We start from the raw sequence: 22,595 nt of genomic DNA, 5'->3' as shown, positions 1-22,595 counted from the left end.
CAACTTAGATACTAGGTGACACCTAAGCGTCCTGTAGCATCCTGCGTGTACCTCACCCCTTCCCCTCTTCTCCAGCAGTGGAGTCGAATTACTCTTTCCGCACCCGCTCCAATACCAGTTGGTTCATTGGGTTGGGGGTGAGGCCGTGCACATTATTTTGCGTGAGGCGCACCACTTCATCATAGTAAACCGCAATAACTGGGCATTCTTCCACCACAATGCGGTCCATCTGGCGGTAGAGGTCATAGCGCTTTTCTAGGTTTTGCTCTAGCCGCGCCTTTTCATAGAGCCGGTCGTAGGCGGCATTTTTGAAGTGCGTTTTGTTAGGGCCAGCGGGTGCGAAGTTGGGGCTGTAGAAGAGGGCCAAATAGTTTTCCGCGTCGGGGTAGTCGCCGAGCCAGCTGCGGGTGAAAAAGGCGGCACGGCCGTTGTCGATTAACTCGCCGTGGGCAGCGCCTTGGTTTACATCTATTTCCACCTGCACGCCTACTTCGGCCCACTTTTTCTGATAATACTCGCAGTACTCCTTGCTTTCGGCCACGGTGCTCAGGCGCAGGCGCAACGGCTTGTTTGGTCCGTAACCAGCTTCGCGCAAAAGCTGGCGGGCTTTGTCGGGCTGATAGGTGTAGCCAGGCACCAGTTTGGCGCTGAAAGAAGGCAGAGAAGCGGGCACAAAACCTGAATTGCCGGGCAGCCCAATGTTATTGATGAAGTATGCCAAAAACTCCGGCTTGTTCAGCGCATAGTTTAGGGCTTGCCGCACGCGCTTGTCGCGCAAGGCGCGGCCGGTTTCGGCGTTGTCGCCGCGCAGGTTAGTGGGGTCCTGCTGCATACCGATGTACTCGGTGTTCAGGTACGGCACCTTCTGAAGGCGAAACTTGCCCTTGAAATCTTCGCGTACCGAGCCATCGGGGTACAAAATAAGGTCGCGCGAGCCAGAGCGAATACCGCTGATAAAGTCTAGCTTACCTTGCTGGAAAGTCAGAAACTCGGTTTTGCGGTCCTGAATGAAGCTAATCTGCACGGCATCCACGTAAGGCAGGCGCTTACCTTGAGCATCGCGCTTCCAGTAATTAGGGTTGCGGTGGTAGATGATGGCGTTGCCTTCATCCCATTCTTTGAACAGGAATGGCCCCGTTCCAACCGGGTGCTCGCGGAAGTCCTTACCGTAGCGCTGCACGGCCTCGCGCGGCACCACGTAGGCGTAAGGCATCGTTAGCATACCCAGGAACGGAATAAACGGCTCCTTCAAGTGGATGCGCAACGTGGAATCATTTACGGCCACGAAGGCAGTATCAGCAGGCTCGCCTTGTGCGTTTTCCAGCACTTTGCCCCTGAAAATCCAGCCGCCGGGGCTAGCAGTAGCTCCCTCGAGCAGCCGCTTGAAGCTGTATACAAAATCCTGCGCTGTTACGCGCCGGCCTTTGCCGCCCGGAAATACATCGGAGTCGTGAAAGCGCACATCGGGGCGAAGTGTGAAGGTGTAGCGCCGGCCGTCGGCACTTATTTCGTAGCGCCGCGCCACGGAAGGGCCAGGCTTGAGGCTGTCGTCTAACTCCACCAATCCATTGTAGAGCTGCGTGGTAGCCCAGGTATTGGCTTGGTTGCGGGCGAAAGCCGGATCGAGGGAAGAAAGGGATTCGGGCTGATTGTAGCGAAATACACGTCGGGCTTCGGTGGCCGGTGCGGGGCCCTGACAGCCAGCCAGCAACACCAGCGACAGGAAAGCAGAACAGTAAACCAAGCGCGAAATCGGGAGCATGGGAAAGGCGGAATCACGTATATTTGCAACAAAGGTACCCCGTCTGGCTGTTGCCTTTCACGTCTGGTCAGCCACTTTCTTTTCCTTATGCAACTCACGTACTACGGTCACTCCTGCTTCCTTCTCGAAACCGGCGGCAGCAAAGTGCTTTTCGACCCCTTCATCAGTCCGAACCCACTGGCCAAAGACGTGGCCACCGACCAGATTGACGCTCAATTCATTCTGCTCAGTCACGGTCACGCCGACCACGTAGCCGATGCCGAAGCAATTGGCAAGCGCACTGGTGCCGAGGTAGTAGGTATGGCGGAAGTAGTAGGGTGGTTTGGCCAGAAAGGTCTGAAAGCCAACTACGCCATGAACATCGGCGGTAAGGTATCGTTGCCTTTCGGTACCGTGAAAATGGTGGCCGCACTGCACTCCAGCTCCATGCCCGACGGTTCTTACGGCGGCATAGCGGCTGGTTTTGTGGTGGAAGCCGAAGGCAAAACCTTTTACTTTGCCGGCGACACTGCCCTCACCTACGACATGAAGCTCCTCGGCGAGCAATACAAGCTGGACTTCGCCTTGCTACCCATTGGCGACAACTTCACGATGGGTATCGACGACGCGCTGATAGCTGCTGACTGGACTGGAGCCAATAAAATTATCGGGATGCACTACGATACGTTCCCGCCTATTACCATCGATCAAGAAGCAGCCAAGCAAAAGGCTACCCAAGCCGGCAAAGAACTGTTGCTACTCAAGATTGGTGAAACCATTAATTTGTAAGTTTAATGGCTGAATGGTTTACTTGTTAGCTGGTTGCGTGCTCAGGCACAACCCCATTTAACAAGGCGCCACTTCAACCATTCAGCTATTTAGCCATTAATCAAGCCCCCTCATGGGAAAAATCATTGCGGTAGCCAATCAGAAGGGCGGGGTGGGCAAAACCACCTCGGCTATCAACTTGGCGGCCAGTCTGGCGGCTTTGGAGTACCGGACGCTCCTCGTGGACGCCGACCCGCAGGCCAACGCCACCTCCGGCGTGGGCTTCGACCCCAAGGATATTGAAAACAGCATCTACGAGTGCATGGTGGACGGCATCAATGCCCAGGACATCGTGCTCCAAACCAACGTGCTGCCCCACCTCGACCTCATGCCCTCCCACATCGACTTGGTGGGGGCGGAAGTGGAGATGATCAACCTGCCCAACCGGGAGGAAAAGATGAAGGACGCCCTGCGTCCTTTGGCTGATCAGTACGACTTCATTATCATCGACTGCTCCCCTAGCTTGGGCTTGATTACGGTCAATGCCCTCACGGCTGCACACTCCGTTATCATTCCGGTACAGTGCGAGTATTTCGCTCTCGAGGGCTTGGGTAAGCTGCTGAACACCGTCAAAATCATCCAGAGCCGCCTGAACACAGACCTTGAAATCGAAGGCATTCTGCTGACGATGTACGACGTGCGTTTGCGTCTCAGCAACCAAGTGGTAGAGGAAGTGAAGCTGCACTTCCAGCAGCTCGTGTTCGATACCATCATTCCGCGCAACGTAAAGCTAAGCGAGTCGCCTAGTTTCGGCATCCCCGTTATTCTGCACGACGCCGAAAGCAAAGGCAGCATTAGCTACCTCAATCTGGCCCGCGAAATCGTGGAAAAGAACGTGGAAGCTGCTGGAACCTCGGAGCCCGCCGAGGACGCAGCGGCATAGGTCTTAGGTTATCGTTTATCTAGCAGAAGCCCGCGAAATCCGTGGGCTTCTGCTTTTTTAGTGGTTGCTACCTGCCTTAGATGGATTCATATTCCAAGAACGGACTACCACCTGATTTCCGGGTCAGCTACGCTTTGTATAGTGCTGAAGAAGGCGGCCGCAAAACGCCAGCCAACCAGCACATTCGTTGGGACTTCCGCTACGATCACAAAGGTATATCTACCGGCACCTTCATGATTTGGCCGGAGATTCTGCAGCCCAATGGCCAGCTAATGACCGAGCCTTTTGTGCCGACGTATGGGTTAGCAGATATGTTTATTGTCTTCCCTACATCACGGGCTTTGCATCAGCAACATATCAGAGTAGGGCTGCGGGGTTATTTTGTGGAAGGACCCAAACGGGTGGCGGTATGTGAAGTTGTTGCCATCCTTAACCTGCACTCCAATCCAGTGCAATAAACTGCAGCAGGCAAACGGCTTTCATCACAACGTTCCACGCTTATTTTACTTTCGTGGAACAAAATACCCCTTCCCTTCCCGGCGTTTGTGTATTTTTGAATCCCGCTTTTACCGCGCCGTTGCGAGAAGGCGAATTGTAGGTATGTCAAACAAGCAAGAAGAGAAATCTGTTCCAGCTGCACCGTCGGCGGCAGCCAAGCGCAAAATCGGTGGTTTAGGCCGCGGATTGAATGCTTTAATTGAGGGCAGCTACGAGAAAAAGAGCGACCGGGTAGGTCTAGTGCCGCACCCAATGAACTCAGTGGGGCTGATTCCGGTAGGTCAGATTGAAGCGAATCCCTACCAGCCGCGCACGCACTTCGACCAAGATGCTTTGCATGAGCTGGCTGAAAGTATCAAGATTCAAGGCATCATTCAGCCGGTAACGGTGCGCCAAACGGGCACCAATGCCTACCAGCTTATCAGCGGGGAGCGTCGTTTGCAGGCTTCTAAGCTTGCAGGTCTCGACACCATTCCAGCTTACATCCGGAAAGCTGATGACCAGCAAATGCTGGAAATGGCGCTTATCGAGAACATCCAACGCGAAAACCTCAACGCTATTGAAATTGCATTGAGTTATCAGCGGTTGGTGAGCGAGTGCAACCTGAAGCAGGAAGAGTTGGGCGACCGGGTCGGCAAAAACCGCTCGACCGTGACCAACTACCTCCGCCTGCTCAAGCTGCCACCCGATATTCAAATTGGGCTGCGCGATACGGCCATCAGCATGGGCCACGCCCGCGCCCTCATCAATATCGAGAACCCTGAGCAGCAGTTGGCCTTATTTCACCGCATCCTAGCCGAAGAACTATCGGTACGGCGGGTGGAGCAACTAGTACGGGCCGGCCTGAATCCGGTAGAGAAGTCTGGAGCACCTGCAACCAAACCTGCACAAGACATGGCTGGCCAAGTGCCGGTAGCAGAACTACGCCGCACTGAGCGCCACCTAACCGAACGGTTCGGGAGCCGGGTAATGGTGAAGCCAGGTCCGCAAGGTCGAGGCGAAATCAAAATTGCCTTCGATTCGGTGGAAGACATGCAGCGTATCCTGCACATTCTGCAACCCGCGTAGTGCTAGGCAGTTGGAACGTGAGCTACAGTAAGTTTAGCCTATATTTCAGCAGACTAGCTTCTATTTGTCAACGTTATGGATTCAGTTGCCGTTGACTTGCCTTGGCTCCCCGTTATGAAACTTCATTCCTGCTTTCGCAACTTGGCTGCTGCGCTTTTCCTAGCTCTGTCACTGGCGCAGGAAGCGCATGCCCAAGTTACTCCGCCTACCCGCACCACCGTCGTAACGGCAGGACCAGATTCAGCCCAGGTCAGCACACAAATAGTACCCGATTCGGTGCGCCGTACGGCTCGGTTGTTCGGCTTGAAGATGACCAAGCCCGCAAAAGCCGGCTTTCTGTCGGCGTTGCTGCCTGGCGCCGGGCAGATATATAACCGGCGTTGGTGGAAGTTGCCACTGGTGTACGGCGCCGTGGGTGGCACCCTCTACGGGGAGCTATTTTATCTGAAACGGTATCAAACCTTCGTAGAAGCTAAAAGGCTGCGGAATGGCAGTAATACACCCCATCCGGATGAGGGTAAACTCACTAATGAATACCCTAACTCCTCAATTCAGAGAGGAATCAACACTTATAGGCGCCAACGTGACGTGTTCATAGCATATGTAGCCTTGGCGTACGGAGTACAAATAATTGATGCCGTGGTAGACGCTCACCTGCGTGACTTCGATATCAGTGACGATTTGAGCCTGCAATTGGAGCCGACTATGTTGCGGATGCCTACTGCCGCCGTCACACCTGGTATTGGCCTCACTCTCACTTTCAAATAAGCTTCTGCTTGCTCGTTGCTGCTTTCTAGTTGATAATCGACTAGCCTGTTGGCACGACAACTGGAAAGCAGCAACCAGACCCTAGTAATTCAAGAAATGAAGCTTCTGTTGATTGGCTACGGCAAAATGGGCCGCGCTATCGAAGCCCGCGCCGTAGCGCGGGGCCACCAAGTCGTTGGTATTATTGATCCTGCTTATCCCGAAGCCAATATTGCCGACTTCGATACTACCACCGCCGATGTAGCCATCGAATTCACGCACCCTGATGCGGCTTTCGCCAACGTGCAGGCTTGCCTACGTCAGGGTCTGCCTGTGGTGTGCGGCTCTACGGGTTGGCTTCATCATTTTCAGGAGGCCGTAAAGCTGTGTCAGGCCAATGATGGCTCCCTGTTTTACGCCTCCAACTATAGTGTGGGCGTAAACCTGTTTTTTCATTTCAATGAATACATCGCCACCAAAATGCATCAGTTTGGCGGCTACGATGTGCAGGTGCGCGAGATTCATCACACCCAGAAAGTAGACCAACCCAGCGGCACTGCCCTGACGGCGGCAGAAGCAATTCTGCGTCATTTCCCAAGCAAAACAATTTGGCGCAACGAGGCAGCACAAGCGCCCAACGAGCTAGCGGTGCTTAGCGAAAGAATAGGCTCGGTGGTAGGCACCCACATTGTAACCTACACCTCCGAAGCTGATACCCTTGAACTCAAGCACGAGGCACATACCCGCGACGGATTTGTAGAGGGCGCCTTATTAGCTGCCGAGTGGCTTCCTGGGCACCAAGGGGTATTTGGCATGAAGGATTTGCTAGGTATTTGAACGGCTTGCTACTTGAATTGTTAACTAGCTGGTTGCTACAGCTTAGTTGAGAAGGAAAAAGCCTGGCAAGGTTTGAATGATATAGCTGTTGCCCCTTAATTTCTTCGGATATTCCGACTTTAAATTACTGCCTGGCTTTAGGCCGGGCCTTACCTGATTTCGCACTCTTGCTATGGCCGTACAACAGTCCTGGGAACAACGCATGAAAGCGGCTTCCGCGCCTAAGCCTATCGAAAGAAAGAAAAGCTTCTTTCGGGAATGGGGAGATGCCATTCTATTCGCGGTAGTAGCCGCTACCCTCATCCGCTGGGCTACCTTCGAGGCCTATACCATCCCGACGCCTTCGATGGAAGATTCGCTGTTGGTAGGCGACTATCTGTTTGTAAGCAAGCTGCATTACGGACCACGCACTCCCCAGACGCCGCTACAAATTCCGCTTACTCACCAAACACTTTGGGGCACCGGCCTTAAAAGCTATTCCGACGCTATTCAGCTACCGAGCTACCGCCTGCCTGGCTTCTCGGAGGTGAAAAGTGGCGACGTGGTGGTGTTCAATGTGCCCTTCGAAAACCAGCACCCCGCCGACTTGCGCACCAACTATATCAAGCGTTGCGTAGCAGTTGCCGGTGATGTCTTGGAAATTAAAGACACGCAGGTGCTTGTCAATGGCAAGCCGATGGTAAATCCGCCGCAAAGTCAGAACCGCTACTTCCTGCAGGTGCCCCAGCCCAATGACGACCTCAAGAAGGCGTTTCAACAGCAAGGCGTCACCAATTTTAACCGTCCGGATGGTCAACCCGAGCCACTCTACGGCATGCAGGAGCCTACCTTCATGATTGATGCCACGCCGGCCACTGCCGATTTTTTCCGCAAGCAGCCTTACGTAAAAGCAGTAGTGCAGGATAAGGCAACCCCTGGTCAAGCGGAGCCCGATGTTTTCCCGAACAACCCGGACTACCCACAAAGCACGCCGCAGCCCATCAACAACTGGAACAAAGACAACTACGGTCCTCTGCAGCTACCCAAGAAAGGACAAACCGTACAGCTTACGCCGCAGAACACGCCTATCTACGAGAAAATCATCATGCGCTACGAGCACAATGAAGGCGTAACCATAATAAATGGCGTATTGATGCAGAATGGTCAGCCCTTAAAGAGCTACACCTTCAAGCAGAACTATTACTTTATGATGGGCGACAACCGCCATGACTCGCTTGACTCCCGCTATTGGGGCTTCGTTCCTGAAGACCACATCGTCGGCAAAGCCGTTATGATCTGGATGTCCGTTGATCCGTATGCTGACTTCTTCCACAAAATTCGCTGGAGCCGGCTTTTCAACACGATCCACTAACTCTCGGGTTGTAATACTTACACAATATGAAAAAGGGCTTGCCAACTGGCAAGCCCTTTTTCATATTGTGTAACGAAGCAGGTTTACCGCTCCCAGCAACTACGTAATCTACTTCAGTCCTTTACCTACCAAACAATGGGCTTCAGGCTGTGCTCCTGCAGGTAGGCATTGGTTTTACTGAAGGGGCGAGAGCCAAAGAATCCTCGGTCGGCAGCATAAGGTGATGGGTGCGCCGCTTTGAGAACAAGATGCTTACGCTCGTCTATCAATTCGGCTTTCTTCTGCGCATAAGCGCCCCACAGAATAAAGACGACGTTTTGCTTCTGCTCGGAAATGGTTTGAATAACGGCATCGGTGAATTGTTCCCAGCCCTTCTTTTGGTGGCTGCCAGGCTCGGCCGCCCGCACCGTAAGCGTAGCATTGAGCAGCAAAACGCCTTGTTGCGCCCATCGGTCGAGGTTGCCGTTGGGAGCAGGCGGCGTACCGGGCAGATCATCCTGTAGTTCCTTGAAAATATTTTGCAAAGACGGAGGGGTACGCTTGTCTTCTGCCACTGAGAAACTCAACCCGTGCGCTTGTCCTTTACCATGATAAGGGTCCTGGCCAAGAATCACCACTTTCAGCGCTTCAAACGGACAGGCATCAAAAGCATGGAAAATTAGTGGCCCTGGTGGGTACACCGTAGCCGTAGCGTACTCGCCCCGCACAAAAGCAATTAAATGTTGAAAATATGGTTTCTCAAATTCTGGCTGTAATACCTTGCGCCAACTCTCTTCTATCTTTACATTCATACGTTGGAAAGAAATTATTGCGGATTGAGCGGACCCTGTTTGGCTCCGGCTGCGTACATAAACCAAATTCCGGCCCCGGCTGTTAGTCTCACCACACCGCACAGTAATCATGAATACGACCACCACGCAGGGCGTTACCGTGAGCGTCACGACAAACTATTTGCCTGACTATTCGAGCCCTGGCCAAGAACACTACGTATTTGCGTACAAGATTGATATTCGTAATAACGGCGAATATACCGTGAAGCTGTTACGCCGTCACTGGTACATACATGATGCCAACGGTGTAGTACGCGAAGTTGAAGGCGAAGGCGTAGTAGGCCAGCAACCGGTTTTGGAGCCGGGTGAGGCACACCAGTATGTTTCGGGTTGCAACTTGAAATCCGGGCTCGGTAAGATGCGCGGCACCTATGAAATGGAGCGCCTCGCTGATGGCAGTGTATTCACGGTTGAAATTCCGGAATTCACCCTTGTAGTGCCATACCGCCTGAATTAACCTGCTCCGAATAACCAAACGGTTGAATTGTTTGATGGCTGGTCGTTCAGCAACATGTTGGAACGACCAGCCATCTGAACGATTCAACCATTTCGCTATTTAACTCAACTGTCAAAAATTTGCTTTTCCAAGCTCTTCGCTACGTTCAGTTTTTTTTTCGCTCGGGGAATGCACATGGGCTGCATTCCCCGTTCGTTTTTGGGCTCTACAATCACGTTATCCACCACGACGGTCAGTTCGCAGCTTTCCAAGACATTGAGGCTAGACGACAGAAGTTGCTACAAAGCCAGCAACAAATAGAAGTTCGCGACTTCGGGGCGGGCTCACACACCGGCGCCGGCCGCCGCCGCCGCATAGGCGACATAGCCCGCGCCGCTGCCAAGCCGTCCAATCTGGCGCAACTGCTCTTTCGGCTGGTTAATCATTTCAAGCCGCGCACTATTCTGGAGCTTGGCACTTCGCTTGGCCTCACCACCGCCTATTTAGCGGCCGCCGACTCCCGCAGCCGGGTGCTCACGTTTGAAGGTTGCCCTAATACAGCCCAAATTGCCCGCGAAACGTTTCAGACACTTCACCTGCGCAACATAGAACTAGTTGAAGGCAACCTCGACGAAACCCTCGCTCCTACCCTAGCTACTCTTAACGCGCCTCTTGACTTCGCCTTCTTCGACGGCAACCACCGCTACGAGCCAACTCTGCGTTACTTCAACCTGTGCGTAGCTCACCGCACAGAGCGAAGCGTGTTCGTGCTCGATGATATTCACTGGTCCAGCGAAATGGAACGGGCTTGGAACACGATTCGCCAGCATCCCGAAGTCCGCTTGACCATTGACCTGTTCTTTGTGGGGTTGGTGTTCTTCCGACGCAACCAACCCCGACAACACTTCCGGCTCCGCTTCAATAGCGCATTAGATAAGTTGCTGGACCGTACCAAGTGGCTTTCAGCTTAAAGCCTACAAGCAGACTGCGGCAGTTGTTACCGTACGGCCTCCCGCACTTTCGTCAGCTTCACTAGCAGGTCTTCCAACTTGTCAAGGGCTAGCATATTCGCGCCGTCCGATTTGGCAGTGGCTGGCGTAGGGTGCGTTTCAATAAACAAGCCATCGGCTCCGACGGCAATGGCCGCTTTGGCAATGGTTTCGATAAGAGCCGGCTGCCCGCCCGTGACGCCGCTGCTCTGGTTGGGTCGCTGCAAAGAGTGCGTTACGTCCATCACCACGGGCACCCCAAACTCGCGCATAGCGGGCAAGTTGCGGAAATCTACTACAAGGTCGGAATAGCCAAACGAGTTGCCCCGGTCAGTGAGGATAACGTTCTGATTGCCCGACTGACGCACTTTGTCGACAGCAAACTGCATAGCCTCCCCGTTCAGAAACTGGCCTTTCTTGATATTTATCACTTTGCCTGTTTCGGCAGCGGCAATCAGCAAGTCGGTTTGCCGGCACAAGAACGCGGGAATTTGCAGCACATCCACATACTCCGCCGCCAGCGCCGCCTCTCCCGATTCGTGGATATCGGTAACGGTAGGCACGCCCATTTCACGGCCGACTTTCGCCAGAATCTGCAGAGCTTTTTCGTCGCCAATACCGGTGAAGGAATCGAGGCGGGAGCGGTTGGCTTTGCGGTATGAGCCTTTGAAGATGTAAGGAATCTGCAGCTTGTCGGTGATGTGGCGCACTTTCTCGGCAATGCGCAGGGCCATGTCTTCGCCCTCAATCACGCAGGGACCAGCCATCAAAAAGAACTGACCAGAATTAGTATTGCGGAAATGCGGCAGGGTGTTGGCGAGGAGTTCAAGCATGGAAGGAGAAATGTAGCATACGCAGAAGCTCAAGCCAACCGGCCTCAGCTATTTCAAGAAGCCAAAGGTAGCAGAGACGCGCATCTTACCCCGCTTAACATATTCTTCGGCGGCGAACCATAGCAAGCAACTGGTGCGGCAACGCGCAACAGGCAATATTTTGCATTGCGGTTGTTGGCAGCAACAGCATACACCGCGGCTAGTTGTGTGCTGCTTTCTTTTTCAAACAAATAAACAGCTCCCTGCCTTGCCTCGGCCGAAGCGAATTATAGGCCGTGTCGAAATGCACAAAGTCGAAGTAGGGCTCGAAATACGACCGGTATTCTTCTCTAGTACCTCCGAACGGGGGCTCCGGCGAATCGCCAAAGTCAGTTTCGAATAGCAATCCGACTACTATTCCGCCTGGGCGCAGCAGATGGGCACACTGCTCGGCGTAAGATGGACGCAGGGCTGGATCTAGGGCGCAAAAGAAGGTTTGCTCGACCAGCATATCAAACGGAGGCGTTGGTTGGAGCGTGAAAAAATCTTGGTGAAGCAAATGAGCTACTGGGAAGTCGGGAACACGCTGCTGAAGCGCCCGCAAGGCTTCCTCGGCAATATCTGCCACAAAAACATTTCTAAATCCTTTCTGGTGAAGGTACTCGGCTTCGTAGGCGCGTCCAGCACCCGGAACAAGAATTCGCCAATAATCAGCAGGCCCTAATTGGTCGAAATATTCGCGCAGCGGCGGCGTTATAGCGCCAGCATCCCAGCCCGTCTGGTTGGTTGCATAGCGCCGGCTCCAATACGCTTCATCGAGTTGAGTGGTAGGTTTCATGCAGACCTCGTACCTTTCACTGTCTGATTTTACTTGACAGAAGTTAGATTGTTGTAAAATTTCGTTTGTTTGCGCATACAAGATACTACACTATCGGCGCGTCCGACCTTTACTTAACCCTGCTTGCAATGGAACAAGAACAAAGCCCAACCCCCCGGAACAACAGTCGCTTTTTACTCATCGTCGCATTGGCGCTGGTGCTACTTGGCATCAACGGCGTCCTGTATTGGATGAACCGGCAGAAAACCCAGGAGAATGAGCAACTCACTACGCAGGTAACTGAGAAAGATTCCAAGCTGCAAGAGCAAATCAAACAGTACGAAACGCTCAAAGCCGATTTCGAGCGGCAGAGCCAAGAAGTACAGTCGATGGGCCTGTCCAACGACTCCTTAGAAGCCCGGATTGCTTCTATCAATGCCGACTTGCTGAAGCTTCGTTCTTTCAAAGCCGGTAGTTTCTCTATCAAGGAGCAGCAGCGCTTCAAGCAGCGCGCCATCAACTTTGAGGCACAGCTTCGCAAGAAGGACGAAGAAATTGCTCAGCTCAAAGCTGACAACGAAGCGTTGTACACCGAAACCACTACTCTCAAAGAGCGTCAGAACAAGCTCACGGACACTATCACCACCATTGCCCGCTCCAACCAGGAGCTGAGCGAGAAAGTAGCGGTAGCATCGCGCCTTCAGGCCGAGAACATCCGCATTGGTGTACTGAACTCGCGCGACAAGGAGAAGGATGATGAAGACAATGAATTCAAAGCCAAGCGGGTTGAGAAGGTAAAAATCACCTTCAACTTGGCTCGCAACGACGTGTCGCCCAAGGAAACCAAGCAGATCATGCTACGCCTGATCGAGCCCGACGGCGCTGCTCTCTACAACCTGAGCACTGGTGGTGGCACGTTCATGGTCGATGGCTCCGAGGCTTTTTACACGGCCAAGCAAGACCTCGTGTTTGACAATACCCGTCAACCTGTTCAGTTCCTCTACGCGAAAGGCGCCCCATACAAGACTGGCCAGCACACGGTTGAATTGTACGAGGGCGGCGTTATGATTGGTAAAACGTCTTTCACTCTGAAATAAGCGTGACCTAGCTAGATCAGCTTGCTTGAATTCAGCTAGTTTAAAATTTCATCAATGAAAAGGGCCACCTCTATCTGAGGTGGCCCTTTTCATTGGTTTTATTAGGAGTAGGCGTGAAAGCAGAAGCTTGTTTCTGCACCTAAAGACAAATAATACATGCAGGTTAGCTACACCTTCGCTTCGTATTCTTCCAGCTTCTTCAACACAGCCGTTATGTTTTCGGTGAGGAGCACAATCACAGCGCCTTGTGGAGCATTGGCCATTACATAATCCACCGCCTCCAATTCATTTTCGATGTAGGTGATGGGCAGTTCTGGTTTGTCGAGGCGCAGGCCACGAGTCATGATGTCTTTCAGGAACTCGGCCGTCTTGCCCCGCAGGTCCCGATCTTGACGGAGAATTACTTCATCGAAGATGCGACCAGCTACACGAGCGAAACCTAGCGTGTCTTCATCACGCCTGTCTCCCAACCCCGATACCATCCCAATCTTACGGGTAGCTTCCGTAGCATCCAGAAACTTCGCAAAGTTTTCTAGGCCGTGCGTGTTGTGCGCATAGTCTACAATGACTTCGAACTTCGGAAACTTAAATAAGTTCATGCGGCCGGGCGTCTTGCTGGCCGACGGCACAAACGTGCGCAACGCTAGTTTGATGTCCTCCCGCTCCATGCCCGCCAAATAACCAGTCAGGGCCGTTGCCAAACTGTTTTCGATGTTGAATGTAGCCCGCCCACCAAAGGTCACGGGAAATTCCGCGGCCCGGTCGATGCGCAATTTGTAACTGTTCTTATAGATGGTTACGTAGCCTTCCTCGTACACGGCCGCTACACCGCCCGCTTCTACATGGTCGAGAATGCGCGGGTTTCTTTCATCCATGCTGAATAGCGCCACCCGGCAGTCCACCTTTTCACGCATTGCGTACACCAAATCATCGTCGGCATTGAGCACCGCCCAGCCATTTTTGCGCACGGTCCGCGGCAATACGCCTTTCACAGCGGCCATTTCCTCGACCGTATGAATATCGCGCATCCCTAAGTGGTCGGCGGCTACGTTGGTTACCACGGCAATGTCGCAGGTGTGAAAGCCAAGACCCGAGCGCAACATACCACCCCGCGCCGTCTCCAGCACCGCGTAGTTGATAGTTGGGTCTTTCAATACAAATTCGGCACTGACACCGCCCGTACAGTCGCCTTTCTGCAATTGCCGCCCTTGAATGTAGATACCATCCGTGGTCGTGAAGCCTACCTTGTAGCCCTTTGCCGTTATCATATGAGCAATAAGGCGGGTGGTTGTGGTTTTGCCGTTGGTACCCGTAATGGCAATAATTGGGATGCGAGAATCACAGCCGGGCGGAAACAGCATGTCTACTACGGGCTCCGCAACGTTGCGCGGCAAACCTTCGGTGGGTGAAATATGCATCCGGAAACCAGGTGCAGCATTTACTTCAATTACGGCACCGCGCGTCTCATTGAGCGGTACCGCAATATCAGTCGTCATCAGGTCGATGCCGCAGATATCGAGCCCTACAATGCCGGCTACGCGTTCCGCAAGCAGCACGTTGTAGGGGTGCATTAAGTCCGTCACGTCGGTGGCTGTGCCACCCGTACTGATGTTGGCGGTACTCTTCAGATACACCGTTTCCCCTTCTGGCAGCACCGATTCCAGGGTCAGCTTCAACCCCTTTAGAATGTCAAGCGTGTGCTTGTCGGCTTTGATGCTGGTGAGCACCTTCTCATGCCCTACCCCACGGCGCGGGTCCTTGTTTACTTCGTCGATCAGTTCTTGGATAGTATGCTGCCCGTCGCCGACTACAGCAGCAGGGGTGCGCTTGGCGGCAGCTATCAGTTTGCCGTTCACGACTAGTAGCCGGAAGTCTGCTCCCTCAATAAATTGCTCGACAATAACTGCTCTAGAATACGCTTGCGCCATTTTCAGGCCCTCCACCGCATCTTCCCAATTCATGATGCGAATAGTGACACCTTTGCCGTGGTTGCCATCGAGCGGCTTGGTTACCAACGGAAAGCCCAACTCTTCAATAGCATCTCGCAATCCATCTTCAGAATACACGGTAGTCCCCTGTGGCACCAGCACGCCGGCATCATGCAGCATGGCCTTCGTGCGGTTCTTATTGCCCGCTATTTCCACTCCTGCGTGCGAGGTATAGGTGGTAGTAGTGGCCCAAATGCGCTTCTGGTTGACCCCGTACCCAAGCTGGATGATACCGCTATTTTTGAGCTGGATATACGGTATGCCCCTTGAGGCAGCCTCCGACACTATACTCCAGGTGCTTGGCCCGATGAACTCTTCCTCTCGAATTTCGTGCAGTTCATCGATAATGGGCTTTAGGTCCACCTGTCTCTTTTGGCAGAGCGATTCCACAATTTCCACGGCAGCTTCGGCGGCACGGCGGCCGGCCCGCTCTTCCTGGTAACTAAACACCACGAATTCAACTCCCTCCTCGCGCGCTGGGTACGACTTGCCCCAGTACACAGGCATTCCGGCTTGGCGCTGGAGTTCCAGGGCTACGTGCTGAATAACATGCCCGAGGGGCTCGCCATCAGCTAATTGTTCTTGCGTTAAGGGTGGATGCTTGGCCGCTTGCTTCTGCGACTCGAAAGCAGCGTGCGGCTTGCCAAGTTCGGGCATTAATTGCGTGAGACGTTCGGCTAGTTCTGGCACCGCATTCGACCATTGGTCGGCGTAGTCCTCAAGATCCACTTTCATTACAATTAGCTTGTAATGTTTAACGGACCAGTAGCTGGGCCCGCGCATGGTGCGTAGGTCAATAATCTTCATAAGAAGCAAGAAGTGGAAGGCGTAGGAGGCAAATAATGCCCGTTGTACGCGGAAGCTAAATGTAGGGATTTGAGCTAGGATACCTATTATTTCTCCCTACACCTCGGCTTTAGCGCTTTATTTTCTTGGTATCTCGACTCTAAGCGCACACTATACTGCTTAGTGGGGAGCACTTTCAATTTCCGCTTTTCTATGAAAGCTACCTCATCCAACGCAACTGTCGTATTGTAACCCGACTAAATAAGAAGGCCCACTAGCAGTGCTAGTGGGCCTTCTTATTTAGTCGGGCCTGCTTATAAATTGCACCCAAAAAATTTGCCCCGGTTGGGGCTAATCAACCGGGGCACTCGGTACGCAGAAAACAGGAAAAAGAGGTGACGGGCGGACCCGCACTTCCGGACAAAGGTAGACGAAAAGTGCCTAAGCGGCATCATCTACCGGTTTTTTGTCTACCGGTTTCGACAAGCTTTGCCGCCCCGTGTCCGGCACTTGTTGTACTGATGTTGTACTCAGCGCCTGGTACACTTGCCGGGCATGCTCGTCCACGGCATAGGTGTCCATTTGCTGCAAATATAGCTGCGTGGTGCGCGTGTTGGTATGGCCAAGCAAGCTGCCTACGCCGCGTAAATCGCCTTTCAGCGTGCGGTCAGCCAGCGTGGCCAGCGTGCGCCGGGCTACGTGGGAGCTAAGCTTCTTGGAAATACCATACTGCTTGGCGGCCCGCTTCAGGTTGGCATTGATCTTCGACGTCATCTGCTTGGTGAGCTCCAGCTGGTCGCGTGGGTGTAGCTGCTCGAAGTTCGCTGGCAAGTAGGGTAATATATAGGAGTCGGGTTTTGGCTTGCTTCCATCGGCCGGGCGAAACGAGTCGAGCAGCGCCGCTAGCTCTGGCGTCTCTTCCACTTCCTTCAGCCGGCCGCCCTTGTCCATCACGAACCGAACCCTGCCGCCAGCGCGGTCCTTCCACTTCAGGCGTAGAATGACACCGATGCGGGAGCCGTGCAGGTAATACTGCAAGTAATACACGGCCCGGGCCAAGTGCCGCTCCTTGGCAAGGGCAACCGTTTCGAAGTTGTCCACCTCCTGCTTATCCATCCACACCCGTTTGGGCTTGGCTTCTGGGTACTCGTACAACGCCATGGGGTCTTTATCGGGCGTGAGCAACCGCTTTTTGATTGCCTCCCTTATAAAGGAGTGTAGCGTCTTTAGGTTCTTGACGGTGGTGGTGCCGGCGTTGCCCAGTTCGGTGAGCAGGTAGCGCTCGTACTTTTTAAGCAGCTCCTCCGTGATGAGCGGAATAGGCAACGGTACGGGAACGGGGCTATGGCACTCGCGTTGGTACCATGTCTCCAGCTTATCCACTATTGGCGTGCGGGAGTCAATAGTACCCTGGCTCCAACCGGGCGAATCCACTCCTTTCTTATAGGCTTCGTCGATTAGCTTTTGCTCCTCTTGCAGACGCCGGCGGCAAAAGGCAAAGAAGTCAGGGGCCGTAGGGTCGAGGTCACCATTGCGAAGCGTAGCCTTTAATTGGTCGGCTGACCAGGTAGGATGTTGCTGCGCGAGCTTGCGGGCCCGGTTGTACCACTCCAGCAACTCCTTATTATACTGTGTGTACTCGCGGTGGCTCGACTTCACCCAGTTCTCTTTTTCGAGCGTAGCCTTCACATTCCAATGTTTCTCGGCAACGGTAACGCCCGTGTTGGTGAAGCGGCTTATCCGGTTTACCGTGATGCGCAGGCGCACATCATGAAGACCATCGGCGTCGGCGCTGGCAGCTAGAGTTATTTTGAAGGTGGCAGGCATTAAAAACTCATCAACTTTTATCTAAGAGAAAATAGAGCAATATTTCTTTTATGCGTATTTCAAATCTCTTGAGCATAATAATTGTTAATAACTATTTTCACAAATCCCTTTTGTTTTTGCGCCGACATATTATCATATAATCTTATACCTTCTGCTAATATAGGTCCTGGATCATTCTCCTTTATGTAAGGAATGATAGCTGTATGCACTAATAATAATTGAGCTTCGATATCATTCTCTTTGTGTTTATACAAATAATCTTTGAAACCATTTGGATCATTTACATCATTTATAGCTTTGAAAATACTCTTCTGCAATAAATTTAATTCAACTTTCTCAAAAATTGAAGCCTTATTAATTTTACTTGAGGGCGTAGACCCCAACACCCTAAGTAAATTAGAGGGATGAGTATAATCAGAGTCATAAAACGTTTGAAACGATTTAATTCGCACCACTTCGTTTCTAAGCTCTTCTAGTGCCTGAACTACGCTTACTTGTTCGGTAGGTATAGTAGCAGGGTTGATTGTCACTTCGGTGAAGTGAGATAAGTAAGGACGATATTTACCTGCTATATCATCCTTGTAAACAGAATCAATAAGCTCCGATAATTCAATTTTAAATTTTACCAAAGCAGAGTATCTAAGATTTCTTCCATAATTATAATAACGTAACTGGCCTATATCGAATGGATATTTTTTCTCTGAATCAAAAATAATTATAACTGGCTTTTTTGCTGCGAATCTTAATCCCAATTCAATCATGACGTTGGGATTCATATCACTCACATCACATACTACTATTTCGTTATGAAATATGTTATTTATGATTGTTGAGTGAATTATATCAGCTTTGCCATTTGCGCTTACCAAATTAGCTTCAAAGCCCACACTACCCGCTGCATCCTGAATCACTTGTAATACATCTTGCCAGTGCTCTTCTGAGTAGCCTTCAGATGCACTAATAGGCATTATAATTCCGCATTTAGGCTTTGGGGCTTCTGCTGCCTTCTCTTTTTCTGACACTGGAATAGTATTTAAAGTATTGCTGGCTAAGCGACGGCCGTATTGTTTTTTACAACTGGTTAATAGCAGAACTTACACCCATCCATGCTCTGCATAGCTTCAGCCTTGCTGATTTTCACAACTGACGCATTGCACCGGTTCAAGCCCCGGCAGTCAGGAGTTGCGTGATACTTCACAGTGTTACCACTGTTGCACATATACACACTAGCGCCGGTGACTCTGCGAATTGGTGCCGGTGCTGGTTTCTTAGTCGCAGTTGGTCGTGTTACTGAGTGAGTAACCGCAACCGGCTTTGCTACAGAGGCCACTGCAACCGTCGTTTCAGCAATCCGATCCAGACTATCCTGCCGGGCCTGGTGGCGGACAAACACTATTCGCGTTAGGCTATCGGTAACAGCTTGCTGTCGGCGTGCGAGCTGCACTATGCTGTCTTGCCGGGCTTGATAACGGCGCTGGGCTACTTCTCTGGCTTGCTGCTCGGCAAGGCGGGCCGCTGTATAGCGACGCTGGTGTTCTTTATTATAGAAAGCAGATTCAGCTTCGTAAGGCGCGGTGTCCCACTTCGGTTGTAAACTTTTAATATCCCTGATATAGGCTTGAGCAGCGTAGGTATTAGGGCAGATAGATTCCATCTCAACCTGTAAAAAGTTCTGATGAACTTGTGTCAAGTAGCTTTCTAGCTGCCGAATGGTGCTGGCAGCATCCCCGCGCAGCTTGTTTTCAGGCGTGCGTTTCATAGGGATAGAATCCTGCCCTACCTTGAAATAAGTGGTGAATTCACCCAGCTTGTTTCCGCGGTTTTTAATGGCTTTAGAGCCAAGACTTATGCCTTCACCAAGTAGCATAGCAGCTTCAGCAACCTGTGCTGAAGCAAAGAATGGGAGCAGCCAGAGGGCTGTTACAATGAGTAAGTGTTTTTTCATAAATATTAGACTGTTAGCTTTTTCCTATAAGACCACATTTCCAGCACCTCAGATGGCATAATGAGGTCTGGCTTAAACTCTGGGTTGTCAGACTCGATAATAAGATACCCTCGCTTTGCTACAGCATTCGTGACACGCTTGAGGCAAATGCCTTCCGTGGTTACAATCACGTACACAGTGCCATCTACTATTTCCTCAGGGCGCTCTACGTGCTCACATATCACGATATCGCCAGGTTGAAAATCCGGTGTCATGCTAGTGCCCGCCACCTCGAACATGCGAAAGTTGCCGTGTTCAAAACCAGGTAGTGAATAAGTAGGTAGCGTTCCTAGATACTCCTCATCATTAAAGCTTTTACGATAGCCCGCCTCTGCTTTGTGCGGTACCATAAGCATCTGGGCCTTTTGTTGATTATTAGTAATGATGATACGGGTAGGCATGCTATTAAACGATTCTTTGCCAGTGCGGACACCAGTCTCAATGTACTCTGGTGTAGTATGATAGAGTTCCGCCAACTTGCGTAGCACACTCATTTTAATCTTAATAGCAGGGTTCTTTTCGTATTTGCCCAGTTGCGAATAAGTCACGCCCACCGACTCCCCTGCACTTCTCAACCACTGCTCAACCTCTCTTAGTGATAGATCCGACTGCCGACGCAGCTCTGAGAGACGTGTTGCTTGGTCTGATTTCATTTTTCTAAGCGAGATATTTCCACAAAACAATACGTGGCAACACACTTTGACAAACTTTGTGTCATACAATGTTGTTTAGTGTCAAAACGTGTAATATATTTGTGCTATACATAAACCAATAGGACTCCATGGCACACGCAACAGCACCTCCTGAAACCAAGACTTATCCTGTTCGCACGAACACGGCCGAGTTTGTCAAGAATGCGTTAATTCAAGAACAAGGGCGCAGACAGAGCGCTAAAGGCGAAAAAGTTACTCTCATGAGTATAGCCGCTGAATGGCTTGAGGAAAAGGCAACAGCTCAGCTGTCGCAGAGAGAGTAGCTTTTTTTTGTGTCATGCTTGTGTCAAATCGTGTCAAAACTATAATCTTTCTATGACTAGCCTGGAACAATTAGCGGCCCTCCCCGCCCAGCTTCAAGAGCTTAGCCAACGAATGCTCCAAATGGAGTGGCGGCTTTTGGCCTATGTCGAGTCAGTGAATGATGAGGTGGACACACACGAAGCCCTGAAAATCACTGGCATCAAGTCCCGGGACACGCTGATTAAGGAGCGGGACCGTCCAGGCAGCCTAATCAAATACAGCAAGCACGGCCGGTCGGTGAGTTACTCGCGCAAGAGTTGCATTGACTACAAGCTCTCCCGCCGGCTCAATCAATACTCTCCGGCCCCTATGCGGCTGATCTCCTAGTTTCTCTTCTTCCTGCTCTTCCTCTTCTGACCAAGATGGACCTCGCAACCGCCTCCCTCAACCCGGCTTTCGTCGTGGTGCCGGCTTACCTACCGACTCGTCAAGCCCTCGCCTTTTGGCTTACCAATCCGCTGCTACTTGATGCGCACCCCGCGCTCGTGGCAGAACGCACCGAGCAATACCCCGGCTGGAGTGCCGCTGAGCAACTCGGCTTGCTTACTCGCCTCAAATCTTGCCGTGACAAGCTGCGCCACCAAGTGGCTGTCAGCCGCGACCCCTTACCCATGGCTGAGCTACTGCGCTTGATCAACGCGCATGAAGCCTCGCTGCTAGAGATGGAGCGCATCAACGTCCGCGCCTTTGCCTTTCGCCTGCACAGCTCCGAACACCAGTGGTACTACGATTTCCTCTCCGCGGCCTTCGCACTGCGGGAAGAGGCACTTATGGCACAAGCCGCCTAACTCTTATTTCATCTTTAACCATTCTGACCGATGGCCCTTATCCTCACCACCACCCGAAACCACGCCCGGCGTGAAACCACGGTTACGGCAACCGACAATGGCCGCTTTATCTGCTCTGAAACCATGTGCGGCACTGGCGCCCGCGTCGCTGCCCATTTGGAGAAACAAGTGCGTGCTGCTGCTCAATCCGAAATGCAGCGCCGCCTACGCACCGCTCCAGGTATGCCCCTCCCTCAATCAGTACTGAACCTCTGCTAACTGGCCCCACCCTATGGAAAATCTTCTTTCTAAAGTTTCTCCGGTGGTGTGGCGAGTGGTAGCTCACTTGGTCCTGAGTGGGCTGCTTGCCTTGGTCATTCGCGCCTATCTCAGTCGCTAAACCGCAAAAAGAAAGGGGCTACGGTCTGACCACCGCAACCCCTTTATCCTATAAATTCTTCAATCCTTCACAAATATAATGGAAGCTTCGAAAACTGAATCTCAACGGGACAAATTAAATCGTCTTTATTCTGTCTACGGCCTGCTGAAAGAGGATGTGCATAAGCACAACCACTATACTATCATTCGCCGCACGGGCATCGAGAAGATAGCCGCCAAGGAAGGAATTCGCCTTACCTACGAGGTATGCAGTGCTGGAGCAGATTATGCCGCTGTAAAGGCTATTGCTAAGAAAGCAGTCGGCTCCAAGTTTATTACTGTGGAGACGTTTGGTAGTGCCTGCCAAACTACGAGCCAGAATAAGTATTACCTGGAAATGGCAGAGAAGCGGGCCAAGAGCCGCGCTATCCTGCAAATCACAGACTTGTATCAGGAGGGGGTGTATGGGGAAGACGAGGCGGATGATTTCGACCGCCGGCGTAATCCGGAGCCCCAGGCCGAAGCGCCTCGCCCCTTGCAGCCGGCCGCGCAAGAGCCCACGCCGCTGGCTTCAACCGCCCCGGCTCCCTTCATTACACCCGACCAAAACGAGGCGGAGGAGCCCTTGACTAAGGTAATTGTCGTGGCGATGCTCAAGGATGCGGATACGCTTGACGATTTGCGCAGCCTGTGGCTAAATGAGGCCAAGCCCTACCACAACGATTTGGATGTGTTCGACGCCAAGGAGACGCGCAAGAACTATCTGCAGCTCAATCAGAAGCTAGCCTAGTCTACGAAGCTCCGTTGCCAGGCCTGCCGGTAGCGGGGCTTACTGCCTCAAACTCCTATCCAAACAAGCTTATTCTAATGGGATGCTTCACTATCAAACGGGACGAGTTCCCTCCCCGCCCGTGA

The 22,595-nt window shown here is 52.2% G+C and carries 23 protein-coding genes; 14 read left to right on the top strand and 9 right to left on the bottom strand.

From position 1 onward, the window contains the following. Positions 1-88 precede the first annotated feature (88 nt). Positions 89-1,762: an ABC transporter substrate-binding protein gene (locus P1X16_RS19820; RefSeq protein ID WP_277232685.1), complete on the bottom strand. Its 1,674-nt coding sequence runs from the start codon at positions 1,760-1,762 to the stop codon at positions 89-91. 87 nt (positions 1,763-1,849) lie between these two features. Between P1X16_RS19820 and P1X16_RS19815 the strand changes: the two genes are divergently transcribed. From P1X16_RS19815 to lepB, 7 genes are all read left to right on the top strand, one after another. Next, entirely contained in the window at positions 1,850-2,530 is a 681-nt protein-coding gene (locus P1X16_RS19815) for a metal-dependent hydrolase (RefSeq protein WP_277232682.1), read from the top strand. A 112-nt stretch (positions 2,531-2,642) separates the two neighbouring features. Then, positions 2,643-3,452, top strand: coding sequence for an AAA family ATPase (locus P1X16_RS19810; RefSeq protein ID WP_277232679.1), 810 nt, complete (start codon positions 2,643-2,645; stop codon positions 3,450-3,452). Between the two features lie 80 nt (positions 3,453-3,532). Beyond that, a complete protein-coding gene (locus P1X16_RS19805; RefSeq protein WP_277232677.1) occupies positions 3,533-3,910 on the top strand; it encodes a hypothetical protein in 378 nt (125 codons plus the stop codon). A 142-nt stretch (positions 3,911-4,052) separates the two neighbouring features. Further along, the gene (locus P1X16_RS19800) at positions 4,053-5,018 is read left to right on the top strand and encodes a ParB/RepB/Spo0J family partition protein (RefSeq protein ID WP_277232675.1); all 966 of its coding nucleotides are present in this window, start codon (positions 4,053-4,055) and stop codon (positions 5,016-5,018) included. A gap of 114 nt (positions 5,019-5,132) precedes the next feature. Continuing rightward, the gene (locus P1X16_RS19795) at positions 5,133-5,786 is read left to right on the top strand and encodes a DUF5683 domain-containing protein (RefSeq protein WP_277232673.1); all 654 of its coding nucleotides are present in this window, start codon (positions 5,133-5,135) and stop codon (positions 5,784-5,786) included. Positions 5,787-5,882: 96 nt separating this feature from the next. Beyond that, positions 5,883-6,602, top strand: a complete 720-nt coding sequence (gene dapB, locus P1X16_RS19790; protein WP_277232671.1) for a 4-hydroxy-tetrahydrodipicolinate reductase — start codon at positions 5,883-5,885, stop codon at positions 6,600-6,602. A gap of 172 nt (positions 6,603-6,774) precedes the next feature. Then, positions 6,775-7,953, top strand: a complete 1,179-nt coding sequence (gene lepB, locus P1X16_RS19785; RefSeq protein ID WP_277232668.1) for a signal peptidase I — start codon at positions 6,775-6,777, stop codon at positions 7,951-7,953. A gap of 125 nt (positions 7,954-8,078) precedes the next feature. Here lepB and P1X16_RS19780 read toward each other — a convergent pair whose 3' ends face one another. After that, complete coding sequence (locus P1X16_RS19780; RefSeq protein ID WP_277232665.1) at positions 8,079-8,744, bottom strand: uracil-DNA glycosylase; 666 nt, start codon at positions 8,742-8,744, stop codon at positions 8,079-8,081. 109 nt (positions 8,745-8,853) lie between these two features. Between P1X16_RS19780 and apaG the strand changes: the two genes are divergently transcribed. Beyond that, on the top strand, positions 8,854-9,240 hold the full coding sequence (gene apaG, locus P1X16_RS19775; RefSeq protein ID WP_277232663.1) for a Co2+/Mg2+ efflux protein ApaG: 387 nt from the start codon (positions 8,854-8,856) through the stop codon (positions 9,238-9,240). 119 nt (positions 9,241-9,359) lie between these two features. Then, positions 9,360-10,190, top strand: a complete 831-nt coding sequence (locus P1X16_RS19770; RefSeq protein WP_277232660.1) for a class I SAM-dependent methyltransferase — start codon at positions 9,360-9,362, stop codon at positions 10,188-10,190. A gap of 26 nt (positions 10,191-10,216) precedes the next feature. On the opposite strand, the gene kdsA is transcribed toward P1X16_RS19770, so the two are convergent. Both kdsA and P1X16_RS19760 read right to left on the bottom strand, forming a co-directional pair. Continuing rightward, positions 10,217-11,041 (bottom strand): 3-deoxy-8-phosphooctulonate synthase, encoded by an 825-nt coding sequence (kdsA, locus tag P1X16_RS19765; RefSeq protein WP_277232657.1) that lies wholly within the window; start codon positions 11,039-11,041, stop codon positions 10,217-10,219. A 199-nt stretch (positions 11,042-11,240) separates the two neighbouring features. After that, positions 11,241-11,858: a methyltransferase domain-containing protein gene (locus P1X16_RS19760; RefSeq protein ID WP_277232655.1), complete on the bottom strand. Its 618-nt coding sequence runs from the start codon at positions 11,856-11,858 to the stop codon at positions 11,241-11,243. A 128-nt stretch (positions 11,859-11,986) separates the two neighbouring features. On the opposite strand from P1X16_RS19760, the gene P1X16_RS19755 reads away from it, so the two are divergent. After that, positions 11,987-12,934: a hypothetical protein gene (locus P1X16_RS19755; RefSeq protein ID WP_277232652.1), complete on the top strand. Its 948-nt coding sequence runs from the start codon at positions 11,987-11,989 to the stop codon at positions 12,932-12,934. A gap of 167 nt (positions 12,935-13,101) precedes the next feature. On the opposite strand, the gene cphA is transcribed toward P1X16_RS19755, so the two are convergent. From cphA to P1X16_RS19730, 5 genes are all read right to left on the bottom strand, one after another. After that, on the bottom strand, positions 13,102-15,729 hold the full coding sequence (cphA, locus tag P1X16_RS19750; RefSeq protein ID WP_277232650.1) for a cyanophycin synthetase: 2,628 nt from the start codon (positions 15,727-15,729) through the stop codon (positions 13,102-13,104). Between the two features lie 420 nt (positions 15,730-16,149). Continuing rightward, positions 16,150-17,535, bottom strand: a complete 1,386-nt coding sequence (locus P1X16_RS19745; protein ID WP_277232646.1) for a tyrosine-type recombinase/integrase — start codon at positions 17,533-17,535, stop codon at positions 16,150-16,152. 59 nt (positions 17,536-17,594) lie between these two features. Beyond that, positions 17,595-18,557 (bottom strand): hypothetical protein, encoded by a 963-nt coding sequence (locus P1X16_RS19740; RefSeq protein WP_277232643.1) that lies wholly within the window; start codon positions 18,555-18,557, stop codon positions 17,595-17,597. Positions 18,558-18,616: 59 nt separating this feature from the next. Further along, complete coding sequence (locus P1X16_RS19735; RefSeq protein ID WP_277232640.1) at positions 18,617-19,480, bottom strand: hypothetical protein; 864 nt, start codon at positions 19,478-19,480, stop codon at positions 18,617-18,619. Positions 19,481-19,485: 5 nt separating this feature from the next. After that, entirely contained in the window at positions 19,486-20,172 is a 687-nt protein-coding gene (locus P1X16_RS19730; RefSeq protein WP_277232636.1) for a LexA family transcriptional regulator, read from the bottom strand. A gap of 375 nt (positions 20,173-20,547) precedes the next feature. Here P1X16_RS19730 and P1X16_RS19725 point away from each other — a divergent pair, with 375 nt between their 5' ends. From P1X16_RS19725 to P1X16_RS19710, 4 genes are all read left to right on the top strand, one after another. Continuing rightward, a complete protein-coding gene (locus tag P1X16_RS19725) occupies positions 20,548-20,862 on the top strand; it encodes a hypothetical protein (protein ID WP_277232634.1) in 315 nt (104 codons plus the stop codon). Positions 20,863-20,897: 35 nt separating this feature from the next. Then, positions 20,898-21,323, top strand: coding sequence for a hypothetical protein (locus P1X16_RS19720; protein WP_277232631.1), 426 nt, complete (start codon positions 20,898-20,900; stop codon positions 21,321-21,323). A 30-nt stretch (positions 21,324-21,353) separates the two neighbouring features. Beyond that, entirely contained in the window at positions 21,354-21,581 is a 228-nt protein-coding gene (locus tag P1X16_RS19715; protein ID WP_277232628.1) for a hypothetical protein, read from the top strand. Positions 21,582-21,858: 277 nt separating this feature from the next. Beyond that, positions 21,859-22,470, top strand: coding sequence for a hypothetical protein (locus P1X16_RS19710; protein WP_277232625.1), 612 nt, complete (start codon positions 21,859-21,861; stop codon positions 22,468-22,470). The last annotated feature ends 125 nt before the right edge of the window (positions 22,471-22,595 follow it).

This window comes from Hymenobacter sp. YC55, from assembly GCF_029433095.1.
Taxonomy (GTDB): Bacteria; Bacteroidota; Bacteroidia; order Cytophagales; family Hymenobacteraceae; genus Hymenobacter.
The sequence above is the reverse complement of the archived record's forward strand: the minus strand, read 5'-3'. Positions and strand labels throughout refer to the sequence as shown.

Bases quoted from the DNA above. Each gene is read 5' to 3' on its own strand.
- P1X16_RS19820 (WP_277232685.1), bottom strand. From the start codon at position 1,762: ATGCTCCCGATTTCGCGCTTGGTTTACTGTTCTGCTTTCCTGTCGCTG.
- P1X16_RS19815 (WP_277232682.1), top strand. From the start codon at position 1,850: ATGCAACTCACGTACTACGGTCACTCCTGCTTCCTTCTCGAAACCGGC.
- P1X16_RS19810 (WP_277232679.1), top strand. From the start codon at position 2,643: ATGGGAAAAATCATTGCGGTAGCCAATCAGAAGGGCGGGGTGGGCAAA.
- P1X16_RS19805 (WP_277232677.1), top strand. From the start codon at position 3,533: ATGGATTCATATTCCAAGAACGGACTACCACCTGATTTCCGGGTCAGC.
- P1X16_RS19800 (WP_277232675.1), top strand. From the start codon at position 4,053: ATGTCAAACAAGCAAGAAGAGAAATCTGTTCCAGCTGCACCGTCGGCG.
- P1X16_RS19795 (WP_277232673.1), top strand. From the start codon at position 5,133: ATGAAACTTCATTCCTGCTTTCGCAACTTGGCTGCTGCGCTTTTCCTA.
- dapB (WP_277232671.1), top strand. From the start codon at position 5,883: ATGAAGCTTCTGTTGATTGGCTACGGCAAAATGGGCCGCGCTATCGAA.
- lepB (WP_277232668.1), top strand. From the start codon at position 6,775: ATGGCCGTACAACAGTCCTGGGAACAACGCATGAAAGCGGCTTCCGCG.
- P1X16_RS19780 (WP_277232665.1), bottom strand. From the start codon at position 8,744: ATGAATGTAAAGATAGAAGAGAGTTGGCGCAAGGTATTACAGCCAGAA.
- apaG (WP_277232663.1), top strand. From the start codon at position 8,854: ATGAATACGACCACCACGCAGGGCGTTACCGTGAGCGTCACGACAAAC.
- kdsA (WP_277232657.1), bottom strand. From the start codon at position 11,041: ATGCTTGAACTCCTCGCCAACACCCTGCCGCATTTCCGCAATACTAAT.
- P1X16_RS19760 (WP_277232655.1), bottom strand. From the start codon at position 11,858: ATGAAACCTACCACTCAACTCGATGAAGCGTATTGGAGCCGGCGCTAT.
- P1X16_RS19755 (WP_277232652.1), top strand. From the start codon at position 11,987: ATGGAACAAGAACAAAGCCCAACCCCCCGGAACAACAGTCGCTTTTTA.
- cphA (WP_277232650.1), bottom strand. From the start codon at position 15,729: ATGAAGATTATTGACCTACGCACCATGCGCGGGCCCAGCTACTGGTCC.
- P1X16_RS19745 (WP_277232646.1), bottom strand. From the start codon at position 17,535: ATGCCTGCCACCTTCAAAATAACTCTAGCTGCCAGCGCCGACGCCGAT.
- P1X16_RS19735 (WP_277232640.1), bottom strand. From the start codon at position 19,480: ATGAAAAAACACTTACTCATTGTAACAGCCCTCTGGCTGCTCCCATTC.
- P1X16_RS19730 (WP_277232636.1), bottom strand. From the start codon at position 20,172: ATGAAATCAGACCAAGCAACACGTCTCTCAGAGCTGCGTCGGCAGTCG.
- P1X16_RS19725 (WP_277232634.1), top strand. From the start codon at position 20,548: ATGACTAGCCTGGAACAATTAGCGGCCCTCCCCGCCCAGCTTCAAGAG.
- P1X16_RS19720 (WP_277232631.1), top strand. From the start codon at position 20,898: ATGGACCTCGCAACCGCCTCCCTCAACCCGGCTTTCGTCGTGGTGCCG.
- P1X16_RS19715 (WP_277232628.1), top strand. From the start codon at position 21,354: ATGGCCCTTATCCTCACCACCACCCGAAACCACGCCCGGCGTGAAACC.